Annotated in this window: 14 protein-coding genes, 1 tRNA gene and 1 pseudogene; 9 read left to right on the top strand and 7 right to left on the bottom strand. The window is 41.9% G+C overall.

The annotated features are described in order from the left end of the window. Positions 1–206 precede the first annotated feature (206 nt). Positions 207–1,211: a type I glyceraldehyde-3-phosphate dehydrogenase gene (gene gap, locus HMPREF9455_RS18630; protein ID WP_006801304.1), complete on the top strand. Its 1,005-nt coding sequence runs from the start codon at positions 207–209 to the stop codon at positions 1,209–1,211. A gap of 167 nt (positions 1,212–1,378) precedes the next feature. Here the strand turns inward: gap and HMPREF9455_RS18625 are convergent, their stop codons facing one another. Further along, positions 1,379–3,517, bottom strand: coding sequence for a S9 family peptidase (locus tag HMPREF9455_RS18625; protein ID WP_006801303.1), 2,139 nt, complete (start codon positions 3,515–3,517; stop codon positions 1,379–1,381). A gap of 482 nt (positions 3,518–3,999) precedes the next feature. Here HMPREF9455_RS18625 and HMPREF9455_RS18620 point away from each other — a divergent pair, with 482 nt between their 5' ends. The 5 genes and pseudogenes from HMPREF9455_RS18620 to ccsA all read left to right on the top strand — a co-directional run bounded on the left by HMPREF9455_RS18620 (position 4,000) and on the right by ccsA (position 9,511). Then, a complete protein-coding gene (locus HMPREF9455_RS18620) occupies positions 4,000–5,151 on the top strand; it encodes a porin (RefSeq protein WP_006801301.1) in 1,152 nt (383 codons plus the stop codon). A gap of 119 nt (positions 5,152–5,270) precedes the next feature. After that, positions 5,271–5,855, top strand: a complete 585-nt coding sequence (gene nrfH, locus HMPREF9455_RS18615; protein WP_006801300.1) for a cytochrome c nitrite reductase small subunit — start codon at positions 5,271–5,273, stop codon at positions 5,853–5,855. A 42-nt stretch (positions 5,856–5,897) separates the two neighbouring features. Then, positions 5,898–7,398, top strand: a pseudogene (nrfA, locus tag HMPREF9455_RS18610) (ammonia-forming cytochrome c nitrite reductase). Positions 7,399–7,476: 78 nt separating this feature from the next. Continuing rightward, positions 7,477–8,739, top strand: coding sequence for a cytochrome c biogenesis ResB family protein (locus tag HMPREF9455_RS18605; protein ID WP_245532210.1), 1,263 nt, complete (start codon positions 7,477–7,479; stop codon positions 8,737–8,739). Then, a complete protein-coding gene (gene ccsA / locus HMPREF9455_RS18600; protein ID WP_006801296.1) occupies positions 8,726–9,511 on the top strand; it encodes a cytochrome c biogenesis protein CcsA in 786 nt (261 codons plus the stop codon). Before HMPREF9455_RS18605 ends, ccsA begins: the two co-directional genes overlap by 14 nt. A 58-nt stretch (positions 9,512–9,569) precedes the next feature. Here the strand turns inward: ccsA and HMPREF9455_RS18595 are convergent, their stop codons facing one another. The 3 genes from HMPREF9455_RS18595 to HMPREF9455_RS18590 all read right to left on the bottom strand — a co-directional run bounded on the left by HMPREF9455_RS18595 (position 9,570) and on the right by HMPREF9455_RS18590 (position 10,754). Further along, positions 9,570–9,815 carry a hypothetical protein gene (locus tag HMPREF9455_RS18595; RefSeq protein ID WP_044216759.1) on the bottom strand — a complete coding sequence of 82 codons (246 nt, stop codon included), beginning with the start codon at positions 9,813–9,815 and terminating at the stop codon, positions 9,570–9,572. 43 nt (positions 9,816–9,858) lie between these two features. After that, positions 9,859–10,005 carry a hypothetical protein gene (locus tag HMPREF9455_RS21470; RefSeq protein WP_169312449.1) on the bottom strand — a complete coding sequence of 49 codons (147 nt, stop codon included), beginning with the start codon at positions 10,003–10,005 and terminating at the stop codon, positions 9,859–9,861. Between the two features lie 266 nt (positions 10,006–10,271). Beyond that, entirely contained in the window at positions 10,272–10,754 is a 483-nt protein-coding gene (locus HMPREF9455_RS18590; protein ID WP_006801295.1) for a hypothetical protein, read from the bottom strand. A gap of 785 nt (positions 10,755–11,539) precedes the next feature. Here HMPREF9455_RS18590 and HMPREF9455_RS18580 point away from each other — a divergent pair. Both HMPREF9455_RS18580 and HMPREF9455_RS18575 read left to right on the top strand, forming a co-directional pair. Beyond that, positions 11,540–12,835 (top strand): MATE family efflux transporter, encoded by a 1,296-nt coding sequence (locus tag HMPREF9455_RS18580; RefSeq protein ID WP_006801293.1) that lies wholly within the window; start codon positions 11,540–11,542, stop codon positions 12,833–12,835. Between the two features lie 34 nt (positions 12,836–12,869). Beyond that, positions 12,870–13,367: a flavodoxin gene (locus HMPREF9455_RS18575; RefSeq protein ID WP_006801292.1), complete on the top strand. Its 498-nt coding sequence runs from the start codon at positions 12,870–12,872 to the stop codon at positions 13,365–13,367. Positions 13,368–13,429: 62 nt separating this feature from the next. Here HMPREF9455_RS18575 and HMPREF9455_RS18570 read toward each other — a convergent pair whose 3' ends face one another. From HMPREF9455_RS18570 to HMPREF9455_RS18560, 3 genes are all read right to left on the bottom strand, one after another. Further along, complete coding sequence (locus HMPREF9455_RS18570; protein ID WP_006801291.1) at positions 13,430–14,122, bottom strand: YjjG family noncanonical pyrimidine nucleotidase; 693 nt, start codon at positions 14,120–14,122, stop codon at positions 13,430–13,432. Positions 14,123–14,244: 122 nt separating this feature from the next. Beyond that, positions 14,245–15,579: an NCS2 family permease gene (locus HMPREF9455_RS18565; RefSeq protein ID WP_006801290.1), complete on the bottom strand. Its 1,335-nt coding sequence runs from the start codon at positions 15,577–15,579 to the stop codon at positions 14,245–14,247. 13 nt (positions 15,580–15,592) lie between these two features. Beyond that, positions 15,593–16,306 carry a DUF5020 family protein gene (locus HMPREF9455_RS18560; RefSeq protein WP_006801289.1) on the bottom strand — a complete coding sequence of 238 codons (714 nt, stop codon included), beginning with the start codon at positions 16,304–16,306 and terminating at the stop codon, positions 15,593–15,595. A gap of 226 nt (positions 16,307–16,532) precedes the next feature. Here HMPREF9455_RS18560 and HMPREF9455_RS18555 point away from each other — a divergent pair. Continuing rightward, a tRNA-Pro gene (locus tag HMPREF9455_RS18555) sits at positions 16,533–16,607 on the top strand. Positions 16,608–16,664 lie beyond the last annotated feature (57 nt).

The following is a 16,664-nucleotide window of genomic DNA, read 5'->3' as shown; positions in this document are numbered from 1 at the left end:
TTGCAAAACAGGCAAAAACGTGATTATCACTTAGAATAACAAATAATTTGTCATTAAAAATGACTAACAAATTTCTTTCTTGCCAAATAATTTGTTATTTTTGTACAGCTTTTAAAAAAGGATGTTTTATAACATAAATATTTTATTCCTACTAAAGCGTTTAAATAGGATATACTCGATTATTTAACTATAAAATTAAAAACAAAATGATTAAAGTAGGTATTAACGGTTTTGGACGTATTGGTCGTCTGGTATTCCGTGCTGCACAAGGCAGAAGTGACATTCAAGTTGTTGGTATCAATGACCTTATCGATGTTGAATATATGGCATATATGCTAAAATACGATACTGTTCATGGAAAATTCAATGGTACAGTTGAAGTAAAAGACGGCAAATTGGTAGTAAACGGAAACGCTATCCGTGTAACTGCTGAAAAAAATCCTGCTGACTTGAAATGGAATGAAATCGGCGCTGAATATATCGTAGAGTCTACAGGTCTTTTCCTTGAAAAACCTAAAGCTCAGGGCCATATCGACGCTGGTGCTAAATATGTAGTTATGTCTGGTCCTTCTAAAGACGATACTCGTATGTTCGTTTGCGGAGTAAACCACGATAAATATGAAAAAGGCGAGCAATTCGTTTCTAACGCTTCTTGTACTACAAACTGTCTTGCTCCTATCGCCAAAGTATTGAATGACAAATTCGGTATCGTTGAAGCTTTGATGACTACAGTTCACGCTACTACTGCTACTCAAAAAACAGTAGACGGACCTTCAGCTAAAGACTGGAGAGGCGGACGTGCTGCTGCCGGTAACATCATCCCTTCTTCTACAGGTGCTGCTAAAGCTGTAGGTAAAGTTATCCCTGAGCTTAACGGAAAACTTACAGGTATGTCAATGCGTGTACCTACTCTTGACGTTTCTGTTGTTGACTTAACTGCCCGTCTAGCTAAAGAAACTAGCTACGAAGATATCTGTAAAGCTATGAAAGAAGCTTCTGAAGGCGAATTGAAAGGTGTTCTCGGATATACTGAAGATGCTGTTGTTTCTTCTGATTTCATCGGAGACGCACGTACTTCTATCTTCGATGCTAAAGCTGGTATCCAATTGAGCCCAACTTTCGTTAAAGTTGTTAGCTGGTATGACAATGAATGGGGATTCTCAACTAAAATGCTTGAGCTTATCGCTCACATGGCTAAAGTTAACGCATAATATACGATAGCTTAATATATAGGAAAGAGCAGCCGCATGGTTGCTCTTTTTTTGTTATATACAGAAAACCAGGAGTATCAATATGTGCCGGAGAATACCGATGGTATATTTCTCTCCGTCTTTAAACGGAAAGCCCTGCCATATAGCAGGGCTTATCTTTTATAATCCTACTTATCTATTCCCTCCAATGTGAATAAGAAAGCATAATCCAAAGCAATATCTTTCAGATAGTCGAACCGCCCACTGGCCCCGCCATGCCCGAACTCCATATTCGTTTTCAGCAACAGCACATTATTATCGGTCTTCATATCCCTTAGCTTAGCCACCCATTTGGCTGGTTCGAAGTATTGCACTTGACTATCGTGTAAACCTGTAGTGACAAGTATATTCGGATAGTCTTTCCTCTCTACATTTTCGTAAGGGCTGTAACTTTTCATATAGAAGTACGCATCTTTATCCTTAGGATTTCCCCATTCGTCAAACTCATTCGTTGTCAAAGGAATACTCTCATCTAGCATAGTATTCACCACATCCACAAAAGGCACATCGGCGATCACTCCATGCCAAAGATCCGGATTCATATTTATAACCGCACCGATAAGAAGCCCTCCGGCACTACCGCCCTGAGCATACAAATGCTCCTTACCGGTATAATTTTCTTTCACAAGGAATTCGCCACAGTCGATAAAATCAGTGAATGTATTTATCTTTTTCATCAGTTTACCGTCTTCGTACCACTGGCGCCCCATTTCCTGACCTCCGCGAATATGAGCTATCGCATATATGAATCCTCTGTCTAAAAGACTCAGGCGATTGCTGCTGAAAGAAGCATCCATACTGGCACCATAACTTCCATAGCCATATAGCAACAATGGTGTTTTACTGTCTTTCTTTGTTGTTTTCTTGTACACAAGCGAGATAGGTACTTTTGTTCCGTCTTTGGCCGTAGCATACAATCTCTCGGTCTGGTAATCCTCTTTGTTGTATCCTCCCACTACTTCGCGTTCTTTCATCAATGTTTTTTCATGGGTATCCATGTTATAATCAAATGTGGAACTCGGCGTAGTCATCGATGTATAGCCATAACGGACGATACTGCTTTCGTATTCGGGATTCGACGCCGTATAAGCCATATAAGTAGGCTCTCCGAAATCAATATAATGTTCTTTCCCGTCTTTCAGGCTGCGCACACAAAGCTTTATAAGACCTTCCTTCCGTTCCTCAAGTACGATAAAATCTTTAAATTCATCAACACTTTCCAGCAATACATCGGCACGATGAGGGATATATTCCTTCCAGTTATCCACCCCCGTTTTATCCAATGAACATTCCATAACGCGGAAGTTTTTTGCATCCTTATTGGTAAGGATAAGAAACCTGTCGGCCAAAGGAATTATATCATACAATACATCTTTGATTCTTGGCTGGAATGATTTGAAGGCAGACATCGGCTTATCGGCTTCGATGAAGAATGTTTCTGACGACAAGGTTGCCTGTGACTGGATAAAGATATACTTCCGATTTTTGGTTTTACCCACTCCTATATAATTACTTTTATCCTTTTCTTCATAAACAGTCACATCCGAAGATGCATCCGTACCTAAGGTGTGCCGTTTGATTTTTTCGGACAATAAGGTTACCGGATTTTTCGACGTATAAAACACCGTCTTGTTATCTGCCGCCCATGTAGCTCCCCCGCTTGTGTTCGGAATCGTTTCTTTATAAACCTCACCTGTCTCCAGATTTTTGAAGTAGATAGTGTATTGTCTGCGGCTGACCTCATCCACACCATAGGCCATCAGTATATTGTCTTCACTGACCGAAATACCACCGACAGCGTAATAAGAATGACCTTCTGCCATTTTATCTACATCGAGCAATATCTCTTCCGAGGCTTCGAGACTTCCTTTTTTCCGGCAATACTTATAATATTGCTTTCCTTCTTCGGTTCGTGTATAATAATAGTAACCGTTTTTGAAGGTCGGCACACTTTCATCCGTTTCTTTTATCCGCCCTTTCATCTCATTAAACAATGCTTCCTGAAAACCGGCTGTACCGCCCATTACAGTATCCAGATAGGCATTCTCCGCCTTCAGGTAATCTACAACCAATGTGCTGTCCGGCCCTTTGCCAAAAAAGTCATACATCCAGTAGTACTCATCATTTACAGTATCCCCATGTATAATACGGAGATGCTCCTTCTTTTCGGCTATCGGGGCTTTTGCCTCTTTAAAGCCGTTTTTATTAGTTGTTGTACACGACATAAAAATGAATAGGATCAGAGTGGAAAACAATACTTTTTTCATACTCTTTGCTTTTTTATTATTAACATTTATAAACTTTCTCTAAAATTACGTTGTTCTTTTTTCTTATCAAAATATGTTTTAGGTAACATCTGTATAAATAGATAAAAAGTAACAAAAGTAGCACTTTAACCATTCTTGTAGGGGCAGGTCTTGTGCCTGCCCGTTATATGATAAGCGGGTAACCACAAGGGATTACCCCTATATAAACCCGAAAAAGGTAACAAAGGTTACACCTTTTCCCTCATTTCCTAATATGCTAATATACCGATTTGCTAATTATTTTTCAAAGAACCACTAGCTAATAACAAAAAGCCATCAGCTATTATATAGATAAACTTTCTCAGCAAACATACCATCCCAATCGCTATAAAATCTACTCTGTAACAAACATTCATTTTCAATGTGTAATATTTATTACACTTTTTTTGCAGAAAATTTACATATTTTGTATATTCAAAGAATCAAATCTAATACGAATAGAAATGAAGAAAATTTTTGTTTTAATAATCTTTTGCTTATCATTCAGCACTTTCTATGCGCAGGAATCTGACGAGTTACTGAAGAAACTGGTTGAGAAAAATGTACTTACCCAGTCTGAAGCCGATGAAATAAAAAAAGAGGCGGCAAATAAAGAACAAAAAGCAACCCTTCCACAGAAAGTAGAAAAAGTAAGGCAAGCCTTCAATACTCCTTATATGCAGTTTGGGGGAAACGGACAATTCATGTACAGATATTCCGATGTAGATAAAATACACAACGACTTCAAAGCTAAAAATCTGTTTATATCGGTAAGTGGAAAACTAAACGATTCGTTCCGCTACGGTTTTCTTTTAGAGATGGTAAATCCATCGGTTCAGGAATTCTGGGGAGAATGGACGGCAGCCAAAGAGTTTAATTTCAAAGTAGGACAATTCAAGAGCCCGTTCACACTGGAAAGCCAGTATGTACCGGCCACATTGGAAACAGCAGCTTATTCCCGTACCATATCCAATCTGGTAGGATATGCCGGAGAGGACGATGTATTGAAAAAACAAAACAATAAAAACAATTTCGGACGCGACGCCGGAGCGATGATTTCAGGAGAACTTTTCCCTATGGAAAAGCATAACCTGTTGCAATACTCCGCCGGAGTATTCCAGGGAACAGGTGTTACTACCGGGGAGACGAACAACGCTAAAGACTTTGCCGGAATGCTATTACTCCAACCCGTACAAGGACTGAGAGTCGGAGGAGGAGTCTACTTTGGCCAGGCATCATATGCCAAAGCCGGAGAAACAGTGATATCCGATCATGTACGCGACAGATGGTATGTGAGCGCGGATTATAAATCGGAACGTTTCAATGCCCGTGCCGAGTGGATAAATGGCAACGATGGTGGAATAGAAAAGGAAGGAGTTTATGCCATGGGGCTGTATTACCTTGTTCCAAAAAAACTGAACGCCTTACTAAAAGCCGATTACTATAACAGGAATAAAGATATTAATAGTGAGGTAATTGATTATACTGTCGGAATAAATTATTATTTTTATCCTCAGTGCCGGGTACAACTCAACTATACTTATTCGGACTATTCGAACAAATGGGATGCGCAAAATTCAAATGTAGTGATAGCACAACTGCAAATTGCGTTTTAAGGAAAATTTAAACACTAAGTAAAAGATAGTATTTAATGATACAATATAAAATCATAAATCACTGTTATTCTTTTACATAACAAGTAACAAATAGGTCTGTGACCTTAAATTAGTATACCATGATAAAAAAATTCCTGAGCCATATACCTAACCAGTTTATAGTACCTCTGTTTGTCGTAGGAGGTATTATAGTCGGATTGGGAGGATACTCAGTCTATATGTCGAGGGCTCACTCCTACCTTTCGGACGATCCCGCAGCATGTATCAACTGCCACATTATGACTCCATACTACCAGTCATGGAACCATAGTTCGCACGCGCAATGGGCTACTTGCAACGACTGCCACGTACCGCAGGATAATATCCTCAATAAATATGCATTTAAAGCTAAAGACGGGCTTTACCATGCCGCCGTATTTACCATAAATGGAGAGCCACAGGTAATCCGTCCACGGGACGAAAGCTACGGGGTGATAATGGACAACTGCATCCGTTGCCACACGCAACTCAATACGGAATTTGTAAATACAGGTATGATAAGTTACTGCGATGTACAGGAAGGCAAAGGCAAAGCTTGCTGGGACTGCCACACACAAGTGCCCCATTCCAAGATAAGCAATTTGTCCTCCTCGCCTAACGCGATTGTTCCCCTACCCGCCTCACCCGTACCGGAGTGGCTGAAGAAGAGAATGAATAAAAACTGAATCTAAACCTATAAAAATAAACAACTAAAAACTCTATAAATTATGTTCAAGAAATTAGCAGAAGCAATCAAACGGAAACCGATTATCGGATGGGGCATATTTGCCGTTGTCATGGTAGGAGTGTTTGCATTAGGCATCCTGGCTGCCTCCATAACAGAACGCCGTGCCGAAATAGCTACACTGTACAACAATAAAAAAATAGAGATAACCGGGATAAACCCTCACAATGAAGAATGGGGCATAAACTACCCGAGAGAGTATAATACGTGGAAAAAGACTGCCGATATGGATTTCAAAAGCAAGCATCTGGGCAATATGCCCGAAGATGTACTGGAATCGCGTCCCGAAATGGTAGTCCTATGGGGCCGGATACGCTTTTTCGCGTGACTATTCCGCACCGCGCGGACATATGCATGCCGTCGAGGACGTACGCAATACGCTTCGTACAGGATGTCCCGAAAACGGAGAGGGTGATATGCAGCCGGGTACTTGCTGGACATGCAAAAGCCCCGATGTACCACGCCTGATGCACGAAAAAGGTATTGAGAACTATTATAAAGCCAAATGGAGTGATTGGGGTGCGGAGGTAGTAAACCCTATCGGCTGTGCAGACTGTCACGACCCTGTTACGATGAATCTGACAATTACCCGTCCGGCATTAATAGAAGCATTTCAACGTCAGGGAAAAGATATCACTCAGGCCACACCTCAGGAAATGCGGTCACTGGTTTGCGCGCAATGCCATGTTGAATATTATTTTACAAAAGATAATAAATATCTGACATTCCCTTGGGATGGAGGCATGACTGTGGAAGCGATGGAGAAATATTACGACGAAGCAGAATTTACAGACTGGACACATGCATTAAGTAAAACCCCTATGCTGAAAGCCCAGCACCCGGATTATGAAATATTCCTGCTGGGACCTCATGCACAACGTGGCCTGTCATGTGCCGATTGCCATATGCCATACATGTCGGAAGGCGGTATAAAATACTCGAACCATCAGGTGATGAGTCCGTTGAAGAATGTAGCGAATACCTGCCAGACCTGTCACAGAGACAGCGAAGAGAACCTGAAAAACTATGTTTACCAATATCAGGATAAAGCATTAGAAATCCGCGATCGTATAGAACAGGAACTGTCGAAAGCTCACATCATGGCTAAAACAGCATGGGACAAAGGGGCAGACGACAAAGAAATGGCAGCTTCGCTCAAATTGCTTCGTCAGGCGCAATGGCGCTGGGATTTCGCGGTAGCTTCTCACGGAGCGTCCTTCCATGCTCCGGTGGAAACCCAGCGGATACTGGCTCACAGCCTCGACAAAACAATGCTTGCCCAGCTTGAATTGCAGAAAGTACTGTTCAGCTATGGAGTAACCGATATGCAGATGCCGGATATATCTACCAAAGATAAGGCTCAGGCATACATCGGGCTGGATATGAAGACCCTGAAAGAGAAAAAAGACAACTGGATAAAAACAGTAGTTCCTCAATGGCTCGAAAAAGCTAAAAAAGAAGGGAAATTAACAGCAAATATTTAAACAGGCCCTTAAACGGCAGATAAAAAAGAAGAGAGTGTCTGAAAAAGACTTCAGGCACTTTCTTCTCTTCATATACATATGGAACAAGGAAAACGTAAGATGTGGCAATTCCCGTGGCGGTACAAAGAAAGTATCGCTTTTGTGGCAGGTTTTGTCTTCATTGGTTTTATGCTTCAGATTACAGTAGGAAAGTTTGACTTTTACCTGCTACAGGCTCCGGTCAACCTTATCCTCGGTGGCGCGGTAATAGCATTTCTCATATTACTCTCATTCGCCCGCAAAAGTGCTTTCTACCAATGGATATCGGGTGTTCCGCTTTCGGTAACCCTCATTGCTGCGCTGTTGGTATTGGGGCTGATAATGGGACTTACTCCGCAATTCGCGCGTCTCGATCCTCACGATAAAGATATATTCACGGTGCTTGGATTCAGGCAGGTAACAAGCAGCTGGCCTTTCGTGCTGATATATTTCCTTACGCTGATTTCCTTAGGTTCACTGATTGTAAGAAGGCTGGTCGCTTTCCGCAAGCAGGATTATGCTTTCTATTTCAATCATATAGGGCTCTGGATTCTCCTTTTTGCCGCAGGGCTGGGAGCCGCCGATATAAAAAGATATGTAATGCATGTCCGCGAAGGTGAAGTGGAATGGCGTGTCTATAGCGAAAACAAAGATGTGCTGGAACTTCCAGTCGCCATACAGCTCAATGATTTCGAGATGGAAGAATACCCGCCTAAACTCACAATAATAGACAGGGAAAGCGGCGAATCACAGCCTAAAAACAAACCTGATTATTTCCAGATAGACGAGAAAAGGCCTAACGGCACACTCGATAAATGGGATATCAGACTTGAAGAATATATCCATCAGGCAGTACGCAACAGTGACAGTACTTATCAGGCTGTGCCTATGCCCGGCTCCAGTCCGGCAGCAAAAGTATCGGCAAAGAACATGCAAACAGGCGAGATGCGTAAAGGATGGGTATGCGGAGGCAATATGGCACAGTTATATATGACATTACCTCTCGACTCTCAATATTGTATTGTAATGACACAACCCGAGCCAAAGAGATTCCTGTCGGACATAGATGTATTCATGGAAGACGGAAGCGAACAGCACGCGGTTCTGGAAGTAAATAAACCTTTAAGAATAGGCAGTTGGACTATCTACCAGTACGGATATGACAATCAGGCCGGCAGAATGTCCACATACAGCAGTATGGAGCTGGTATACGACCCGTGGCTCTATCCTGTCTATGCCGGAATAATTCTATTGTCCGTAGGTTCGATATGTTTATTATGGTCGGGAAACAAAAAAAGAAAGGCGGAAGATGACTTGGGATGAATTTCTTTGGTTTGCAATACCTGCAATGATTTGCTGGATAAGCGCAGGAGCACTGGTATATAAATGTAAGAAAACATTTATCGTAGAAGGACTAATGATAGCCGGCATTGCTATTTTTGCCGCGTTTATCATCGGCTTATGGATAGGACAGGAACGCCCTCCGCTCCGTACAATAGGTGAAACCCGGTTATGGTACTCATTCTTTCTGGCAACAGTTGGTTATTTTACATACAAGCATTGGAAATATAAATGGCTGTTGTCATTCTCCAGCCTGGTCGCCTGTGTTTTTGTCTGTGTAAATATATTCAAGCCGGAAATACATTCGACCAACCTGATGCCTGCCCTCCAAAGCTATTGGTTTGTGCCGCACGTTACAGTCTATATTTTATCCTATGCCATGCTTGGGGCTGCGACCATTGCTGCTATTATTCAGTTGGTAAATCTGAAAAAAGACAGGCTGGATGATAACCTGTACAAGCTGATGGATAATGTTGTTTATATCGGTTTCGGCTTCCTCATACTGGGAATGCTCATGGGAGCAGTATGGGCAAAGGAGGCATGGGGACACTACTGGTCGTGGGACCCGAAAGAGACATGGGCGTTTATTACATCGGCGGGATATTTAGTCTATATCCATATGCGGCTGCAAAAATATCATGTTAAGTTTGTTTTATGGATGCTGCCAATCGCGTTTGTTTTACTTATGATTACCTGGATCGGCGTCAATTATCTTCCTGCCGCACAGAATAGCATCCATGTTTATTCGAATTGAGAAAATTCTTCGGTATTAATAAGTTGAAAAAAGGTTCTATTATTCTATGCATTTTTTTCTACGCGCAATTAAAATTGCTTGTGTTCCTTTTGGCCAAATCCCCAAAAGGAACCAAAAACGCTTTAGCGCCCCGCATCAAAGACCGACCCGTAACGGACAAAAAGACGAAACGGAAAAACTCGCTGGAAAGATCGTATAACCCGAATCGAAGGATAAGCTCAAACACGTTTCCGTTTTTTTCGTCTTTTAGCCCTACGGGTACCCCGTCCTTGAAGCTAACGGCGCGGGCTGACGCATATTTCATTCTCGAAAGGGCTTTGCCTTACTAAGGCGTCAGCGGATGCGCATTAGTTTCGCAGGCGGGCACCTGTCCGGAGCAGCCGGCGTGGAAAGGGACGGGGCGATAGCCCGTTTGTCACTTTCAGCTGGCAAACCGTTGACAGGTCGCCGAGAAACGAAGCGCTAGCCTTTTGGTTCGTTTTGGGCAATGCCAAAATGAACATTCAGACGGAACGAAGTGTAGTCGATAATAATCCAACAATTTTATACTACAATAATTACTTTAACTATTGATTGGCATTATTCATTATCTCTTCGCTTTCTTCCTTCTCTTTCCATGATTATACACCGGTCTTCTATTACCCACTATTACTGATTTCCTGATTTCTTGTCGTCGCCGGGCACAGGCTTTATCCAGTCTTTCTATCATCTCCGCAGTCTCTGCATCTTCATTCTCCTCAATCACTACTGAAACCTCTTTTTATTTTTCTTCATCTTCTACAACATCCCTTTCTATGTTATCTATAACGGTCTCTTCCTCAATCACCCGATTATCTCTCGTGGTATACATCTCCTCCCCTTGGGGCAGGGAGGGGTTGTTCCTATCCAGCAACATCTTTATTGTCCGCAGATCGGGAGGACATTCCTTCTTTATTATCACTTTCGATTTGAAAACTAGTTTATCGGGATTCCTTTCATCAGGAACATATACATCCTTTTCCACTGTTGTCATATATCCTTCCAGTTTCTTTTTCAGCGCGGCCTGCATCATTGTCTGCATCGCTTCGCTACGGCGACTGACAGCCATATCTACCTCTTTCCTGAATCCGGGTTTAGTGTCCAGCCAGCCGTAATAAGCCTGCCTGCTAAAACCTAAAGCCCTACATACCTGAGTGGTAGTATAAAACTCTTCTTCGATAAGAAAAACGACTTTATCTACTAATTCTTCACTATACTTTGCCATACTTTTTAGATAATTACGAGTGTGGAACAGATAATGATTATTTCTTCATTTCCTGTTTTTTCAGTATAGATAAATGTATTTTGATTTCATAAAAATTAACACAGCATATTATACGAATCAGCAGTTGGATTTTAACGTTGGATTTTTTCACCAGCCTTTCTGTTTTTTCATTTTGCCTTGATGCAAAACGAAACAAAAAATCAAGGCTGCATCCTCCGGCGACCCAAAACCGCAGCTCCGGTGGGGCAAAATAATACGGAATCATTTTTAGTTAGCTTATCAGCCGTGTATAGCAGCTACCCTATTTTGCCCTACACCTCCGCTTTACGGATTGGGTGCCCCGCCTGCGGGACGAGGCCGGAATCGCGATGCGGCGACAAGACAGAGATTTTTCATGCTTTAGCCCCACGTGCGTCAGCCCTTGCGCATTAGTGACGCAGGCGGGGTACCCAATCCGTTGCAGGCGGCGTAGAATCAAACGGGGCGATAGCCCGTTTGTTTGATTCAGCCGTCAAAACGGTTTTGGGTCGCCGAGGAACGCAGCGCTAGCCTTTTGGTTCGTTTTGGGCAATGCCAAAATGAACGTTTAAGCGCAACGAAGTGAAGCAGAAAAAATACAACATTAAATCTCAACTACTGATTCGCATGAATAATGAAAAATAGAAAAAAGTGTCAAGTTTGTCAACTTTTTAAAAAGCTGAAATTAGACGATAAAATAGAGAATGCCTGATTCTCAGTTTTTCATTCTTTATTATTAACCGATTCCTGCTATTTTTGTAACCATTATGAATAAAAGTATTCTGCGTTTAGCTATTCCGAATATTATATCCAATATTACTGTGCCGCTTTTGGGTATGGTGGATATGTATATAGTAGGCCATCTCGATTCGGAGGATTATATCGGGGCAATTGCGCTTGCGACAATGATCTTCAATTTTATCTACTGGAGTTTCTCCTTTCTGCGTATGGGTACAAGCGGATTTACGGCCCAGTCCTATGGGGCTGGTAGCCATCAGGAGCAAACCAATATTTTGCTTCGCTCACTCGCTGTGGCAATGGGAGCAGGCGTTGTTATTATTCTGCTGCAATACTTTATTGCCCATGCGGGTTTCTATTTGCTGAATGGAGAGCCTACGGTAAAAGGATACGCCCTCGACTATTTTTATATATACATCTGGGCTGCTCCGGCTATTCTGGGGATGTACACTTTTAATGGCTGGTATGTAGGGATGCAGAATGCCAAGATGCCGATGATTGTAGCTATCGGAGTCAATATAGTCAATATCGGATTGAGTTTTGCCTTTGTCTATGGTTTTGGGATGAAGATAGAAGGGGTGGCTTTAGCTTCCGTATGTGCACAATATACGGGCTTTCTTTCGTTCCTTCTTTTCTGGAATATAAAATATGGCTGGCTGAAACAATATATCAATCTGAAGGTGCTGAAAGATTTATCATCTTATATCCCGTTTTTTAAGGTCAACAGCGATATCTTTATCCGTACGATGGCTCTTGTCGCTGTTACTACCTTCTTTATGTCTGCTTCAGCAAAGTCGGGGAAAGATGTGCTGGCGGCCAATGCTTTACTGATGCAGTTGTTTATTCTGTTCTCATATATGATGGATGGGTTTGCCTATGCTGCCGAGGCGTTGACAGGCAGATTTATAGGGGCAAAAGACAGGATTAAGCTGAAATTTCTTGTCAGAAGGCTGTTTGTCTGGGGTATTGTTATCGCTTCATTCTTTACGCTTATCTATGTCCTCTTCCTGGATCAGATATTGGGCATTTTGACCGATAAGCAGAATATTATAGAATTCAGCAGGCAATTTCATATCTGGGTGTATATGATTCCCTTTGCGGGCTTCTCTGCTTTTCTTTGGGACGGGGTGTTTGTGGGGGCGACTGCTTCTCATCAGATGCGTAATTCTATGTTGATAGCAGTTGCCGGATTTTTTGTATTGTATTTTGCTTTTTCAAATATTTGTGCGAACAATATCCTGTGGATTGCGTTTATTGTGTATCTGGCTTTGAGAGGGATAGTACAGAGTTTTATGGCTCCTGCTATTTTGAATGATTCCAGATAGTTGATAATCAATTTAATAAATTACTTAACTTGTTATGAGCAAAATTGCAATAGTTTACGGGTCATCTACCGGGGCCACAGAAGCGGTAGCAGAAAAAATACAGGCATTGTTCGACGATGCTGCACTCTTCAATGCTGAGAGTGTGAGTGTTGATGATTTGAAACCATATGACTTTTTGATTTTCGGGGCATCTACGACAGGGGTAGGCGATTTACAGGACGATTGGGAAGTTCTTCTGCCTAAGGTTGAAAAGATGGATTTTACCGGAAAAAAAGTTGCTCTATTCTCACTGGGAGACAGTGCTTCATTCTCCACAAGCTTTGCCGGAGCAATGTATTACATTTACAAAGCACTGAAAGGGAAAGTCGAAATAGTAGGTTCGGTCTCTACCGACGGCTATACATTCGATGAGTCTGATGCTGTTATTGATGGTCGCTTTATCGGTCTGGCATTAGATGAAGATAACGAATATAACGAAACTGATGCACGTCTTACTGCATGGGTGGAAGATTTGAAGAAATATCTGAACTGATATATTTTAGTTAGTGTATATAGTAAGAAGCCGGATGGTGTATGTCGTCCGGTTTTTGTTTTTTAGAGGATGTTCCTGATCTCTTCCAGTCTGGCGACTGTATGAGTCGGCTCGAAATCTTCGGAAGGCTTGTTCTTGGGGTTATACCATATCTGGTCCAGTCCGCTGTTGTAGGCCCCGCCAATGTCTGTAAACAGGTTGTCACCAACCATTATGATGTTTTCGGGTTTAACCTCGATTTCGTTCAGGGCATACGTGAATATATCCGGGTGTGGCTTGTTTACCCCCACTTTGTCGGACAGGATAACCTTATCGAAGTATGATGAAATACCGGCGCTTTCCATCTTTATGTATTGCATTTCGGTGAAGCCGTTGGAGAGGATATGTATCCTGTAACGGGGGTGCAGGTAGTCCAGCAGTTCTTTTGCGCCTTCTACCAATACGCCTTTTCTCATTATCCGGGCTATGAAGTCGTCGTTGATAGCCAGGGCCTGCTCTTCGGAGATTTCTTCTATGCTGTTCAGAGGGCCTATAAAGCGTTCGCGTTGCAGTGTCTGCTTGGTAATCTGTCCTCTGCCGTAGAGTTCCCACAAATGGCTTACATTTGCGTAATAGATAGTATAGAAGTCATGGAAGGACGGGAAGTAGCGGCTGAACGCATAGTCATCATATATTTCTGTTAATGTGAGGCGGGTATTCTCTATGGTGTCTATCAATGTGTCGTCTAAGTCGAGGAGTATGTCGCTGTATTTCATATCGGGATTATAATTTAGGGCAAAGATAAGCATTTTAGTCGCAAGTTGCGGTAGAAAAGAGAAGTCCCTCCGATCCGGTTAAAGAAGGGAGGGACTAAAGATTATCTTGTTATTTTGCCTGCTCAACCAGCTGCATTGGTCATTATATGAGATGCATCCAAAATTATTTTGAGTAAGAATAATATGGCGATTACATACACAGTAGTTGATACGTCTTTGTGTTTACCTGAACAAACTTTGATGAAAGCAAAGCTAAGCATACCGAATACGATACCTTCTGCAATACTATAGGTGAAAGGCATAAATACGATGGTAAGGAATGCTGGTAGTCCTTCGCTCATGTCGCTAAAGTTAATTTTGGCAACGGATGAGATCATAAACAGCCCGACGATAATAAGTGCAGGAGATGTTGCTGCTGCTGGAACCATTAAGAATAACGGAGCAAAGAACAGGGCAAGTATAAACATCATAGCGGTACTGACAGAGGTTAGTCCGGTACGTCCGCCCGATGCTACGCCCGATGCACTTTCCACATATGCGGTAATGGTACTTGTTCCTAAGATAGAGCCTACTGTAGTTCCTAATGCATCGGAGAACAGAGCTTTTTTCATTTGAGGGAAGTTGCCGTCTTCATCGGCCAGCCCTGCTTTGGAAACAACACCGATCAATGTACCTACAGTGTCGAAGAGGTTAACGAACAGGAGGGTGAATACCACCACAAGCATATTGAATGATAGAATATGATCCCATTCGAATTGGGCAAAGATAGGAGCAATAGAGGGCGGTGTGCTGATGATGCTGGTATCGGGTAATGTTACATCGCCCAGAATGATACCGAAGATAGTTGCCACAACTATTCCTATAAGTATAGAACCGTTTATGTTCCTTACAAACAGAACGGCTGTAACAATCAGGCCTAAGAAGGCGATCCATACACTATGTTGGGAAAAATCACCCAGTGCTACCAGTGTGGCGGGGCTTGAAACCACTATTCCTGCATTTTTTAGTCCGATCAGAGTGATAAATAGTCCGATCCCGACAGGTATAGCGTCTTTCAATACCTTTGGTATGCTCTTTACTATTAGTTCCCGTACATTGAAAAATGTTAGGAGTATAAAAATGATACCTTCGATGAATACAGCAGTCAAAGCAAATTGCCAGGAATATCCCATTACTCCGCAGATGGTGAATGCAAAGAAAGCATTTAAGCCCATTCCCGGAGCTTGCGCTATCGGAAGTTTGGCATAGAGAGCCATCATCAGGGTAGCGAAGATTGTAGCCAGAGCTGTTGCAGTGAACAGGGCATCTTTATCCATACCGGTAGTCGATAATATACTAGGATTGACTATCAGTATGTATGACATGGTTAAAAAAGTAATAAGCCCGGCGAGAAGTTCTTTGCGGATGGTGGTCTTATTCTCTGTTAGTTTAAATGTTTTTTCGAGGAGATTTTTCATTGTTTTTCAAATCTTAGAAGTTCCACTTAGCGGCTATTGTAGGGTTGATGTACGCTTTGTCTTTATTAGTGAGGAAATTATTGCTGATTTCTATTTCACTACCTAAAGCCAGATTAGGGCTAACATTATACCAGAACTGAGGTTCGGTCAGAAATACGATCTCTTTGCCGCTGGTGGGATCTGCATGGGTTTTAGCCTTGTTTTGTGTCCAGACATCCATAAACCCGCAAACTCTGAATTTGTTATTGCACAAGTCGACACCCCATGTAACGGTCCATTGTACGTCGTTACTCACTTTCTCAAAGGCGTTGTACTTATATACAACATATGTTCCTAAAACGGCTTTGCCTACCATTGTGGAGTATGATGCACCGGCCATATATGCATTTGCTATTGAGAACCCGAAGTTCTCGGCCTTTCCTACACCACCATTAAACTCGACGTGAGCCATAACAGGGCTTTTGCCTAATTTAATGTCGCGGGCAATTTCGAGATACATAGTACCAATGTTTCCCCGGCTTTGGTTAAAATCCAGATCCACAAACATAAATGTCGAACCCCATTTGTCCGGTTTGAACATTTCAAATGTTGCTGTGAAATAGTTTTTATCTGAGATTTTGTTTCCATGTAATGCATGGCGCGGATCGAAATGCAACTGAAGATTTTGCGCGTACGCTGAAAATGAAAGCATTAATAGCCCTAAAGAGAAGAATACCTTTTTAACCATAATTATAAGATTTGAGATTTAGATGCAAAAATAAACAAAAAAAGCGCCTGTTGATATTTCCGATACTATTTAACAGAATAAATTTATCTATACTATTTTATATGGTGTTAAAATGCTTATTTATAAAAGGATTAAAAAGTGACAAAAAATATGTTTTGTAATTTTTTCTTTATTTGTTTTGAAATATAAAAAAATGTCATACCTTTGCACCGCTATACGCAAAAAACGGGATGTAGCGCAGTCCGGTTAGCGCACCTGCTTTGGGAGCAGGGGGTCCCAGGTTCGAATCCTGGTATCCCGACAAGATAAGCTAGTAATCATTGATTATTAGCTTATTTTTTTATGCATATATATAATT

Origin of the sequence: Dysgonomonas gadei ATCC BAA-286, assembly GCF_000213555.1 — a bacterium.
GTDB classification, from domain to species: domain Bacteria; phylum Bacteroidota; class Bacteroidia; order Bacteroidales; family Dysgonomonadaceae; genus Dysgonomonas; species Dysgonomonas gadei.
This window is presented reverse-complemented; position numbering and strand designations above follow the sequence as displayed.

Bases quoted from the DNA above. Each gene is read 5' to 3' on its own strand.
- HMPREF9455_RS18620 (WP_006801301.1), top strand. From the start codon at position 4,000: ATGAAGAAAATTTTTGTTTTAATAATCTTTTGCTTATCATTCAGCACT.
- HMPREF9455_RS18625 (WP_006801303.1), bottom strand. From the start codon at position 3,517: ATGAAAAAAGTATTGTTTTCCACTCTGATCCTATTCATTTTTATGTCG.
- HMPREF9455_RS18565 (WP_006801290.1), bottom strand. From the start codon at position 15,579: ATGAAAAATCTCCTCGAAAAAACATTTAAACTAACAGAGAATAAGACC.
- HMPREF9455_RS18580 (WP_006801293.1), top strand. From the start codon at position 11,540: ATGAATAAAAGTATTCTGCGTTTAGCTATTCCGAATATTATATCCAAT.
- ccsA (WP_006801296.1), top strand. From the start codon at position 8,726: ATGACTTGGGATGAATTTCTTTGGTTTGCAATACCTGCAATGATTTGC.
- nrfH (WP_006801300.1), top strand. From the start codon at position 5,271: ATGATAAAAAAATTCCTGAGCCATATACCTAACCAGTTTATAGTACCT.
- HMPREF9455_RS18570 (WP_006801291.1), bottom strand. From the start codon at position 14,122: ATGAAATACAGCGACATACTCCTCGACTTAGACGACACATTGATAGAC.
- HMPREF9455_RS18590 (WP_006801295.1), bottom strand. From the start codon at position 10,754: ATGGCAAAGTATAGTGAAGAATTAGTAGATAAAGTCGTTTTTCTTATC.
- HMPREF9455_RS18595 (WP_044216759.1), bottom strand. From the start codon at position 9,815: ATGAAATATGCGTCAGCCCGCGCCGTTAGCTTCAAGGACGGGGTACCC.
- HMPREF9455_RS18575 (WP_006801292.1), top strand. From the start codon at position 12,870: ATGAGCAAAATTGCAATAGTTTACGGGTCATCTACCGGGGCCACAGAA.
- HMPREF9455_RS18605 (WP_245532210.1), top strand. From the start codon at position 7,477: ATGGAACAAGGAAAACGTAAGATGTGGCAATTCCCGTGGCGGTACAAA.
- gap (WP_006801304.1), top strand. From the start codon at position 207: ATGATTAAAGTAGGTATTAACGGTTTTGGACGTATTGGTCGTCTGGTA.
- HMPREF9455_RS18560 (WP_006801289.1), bottom strand. From the start codon at position 16,306: ATGGTTAAAAAGGTATTCTTCTCTTTAGGGCTATTAATGCTTTCATTT.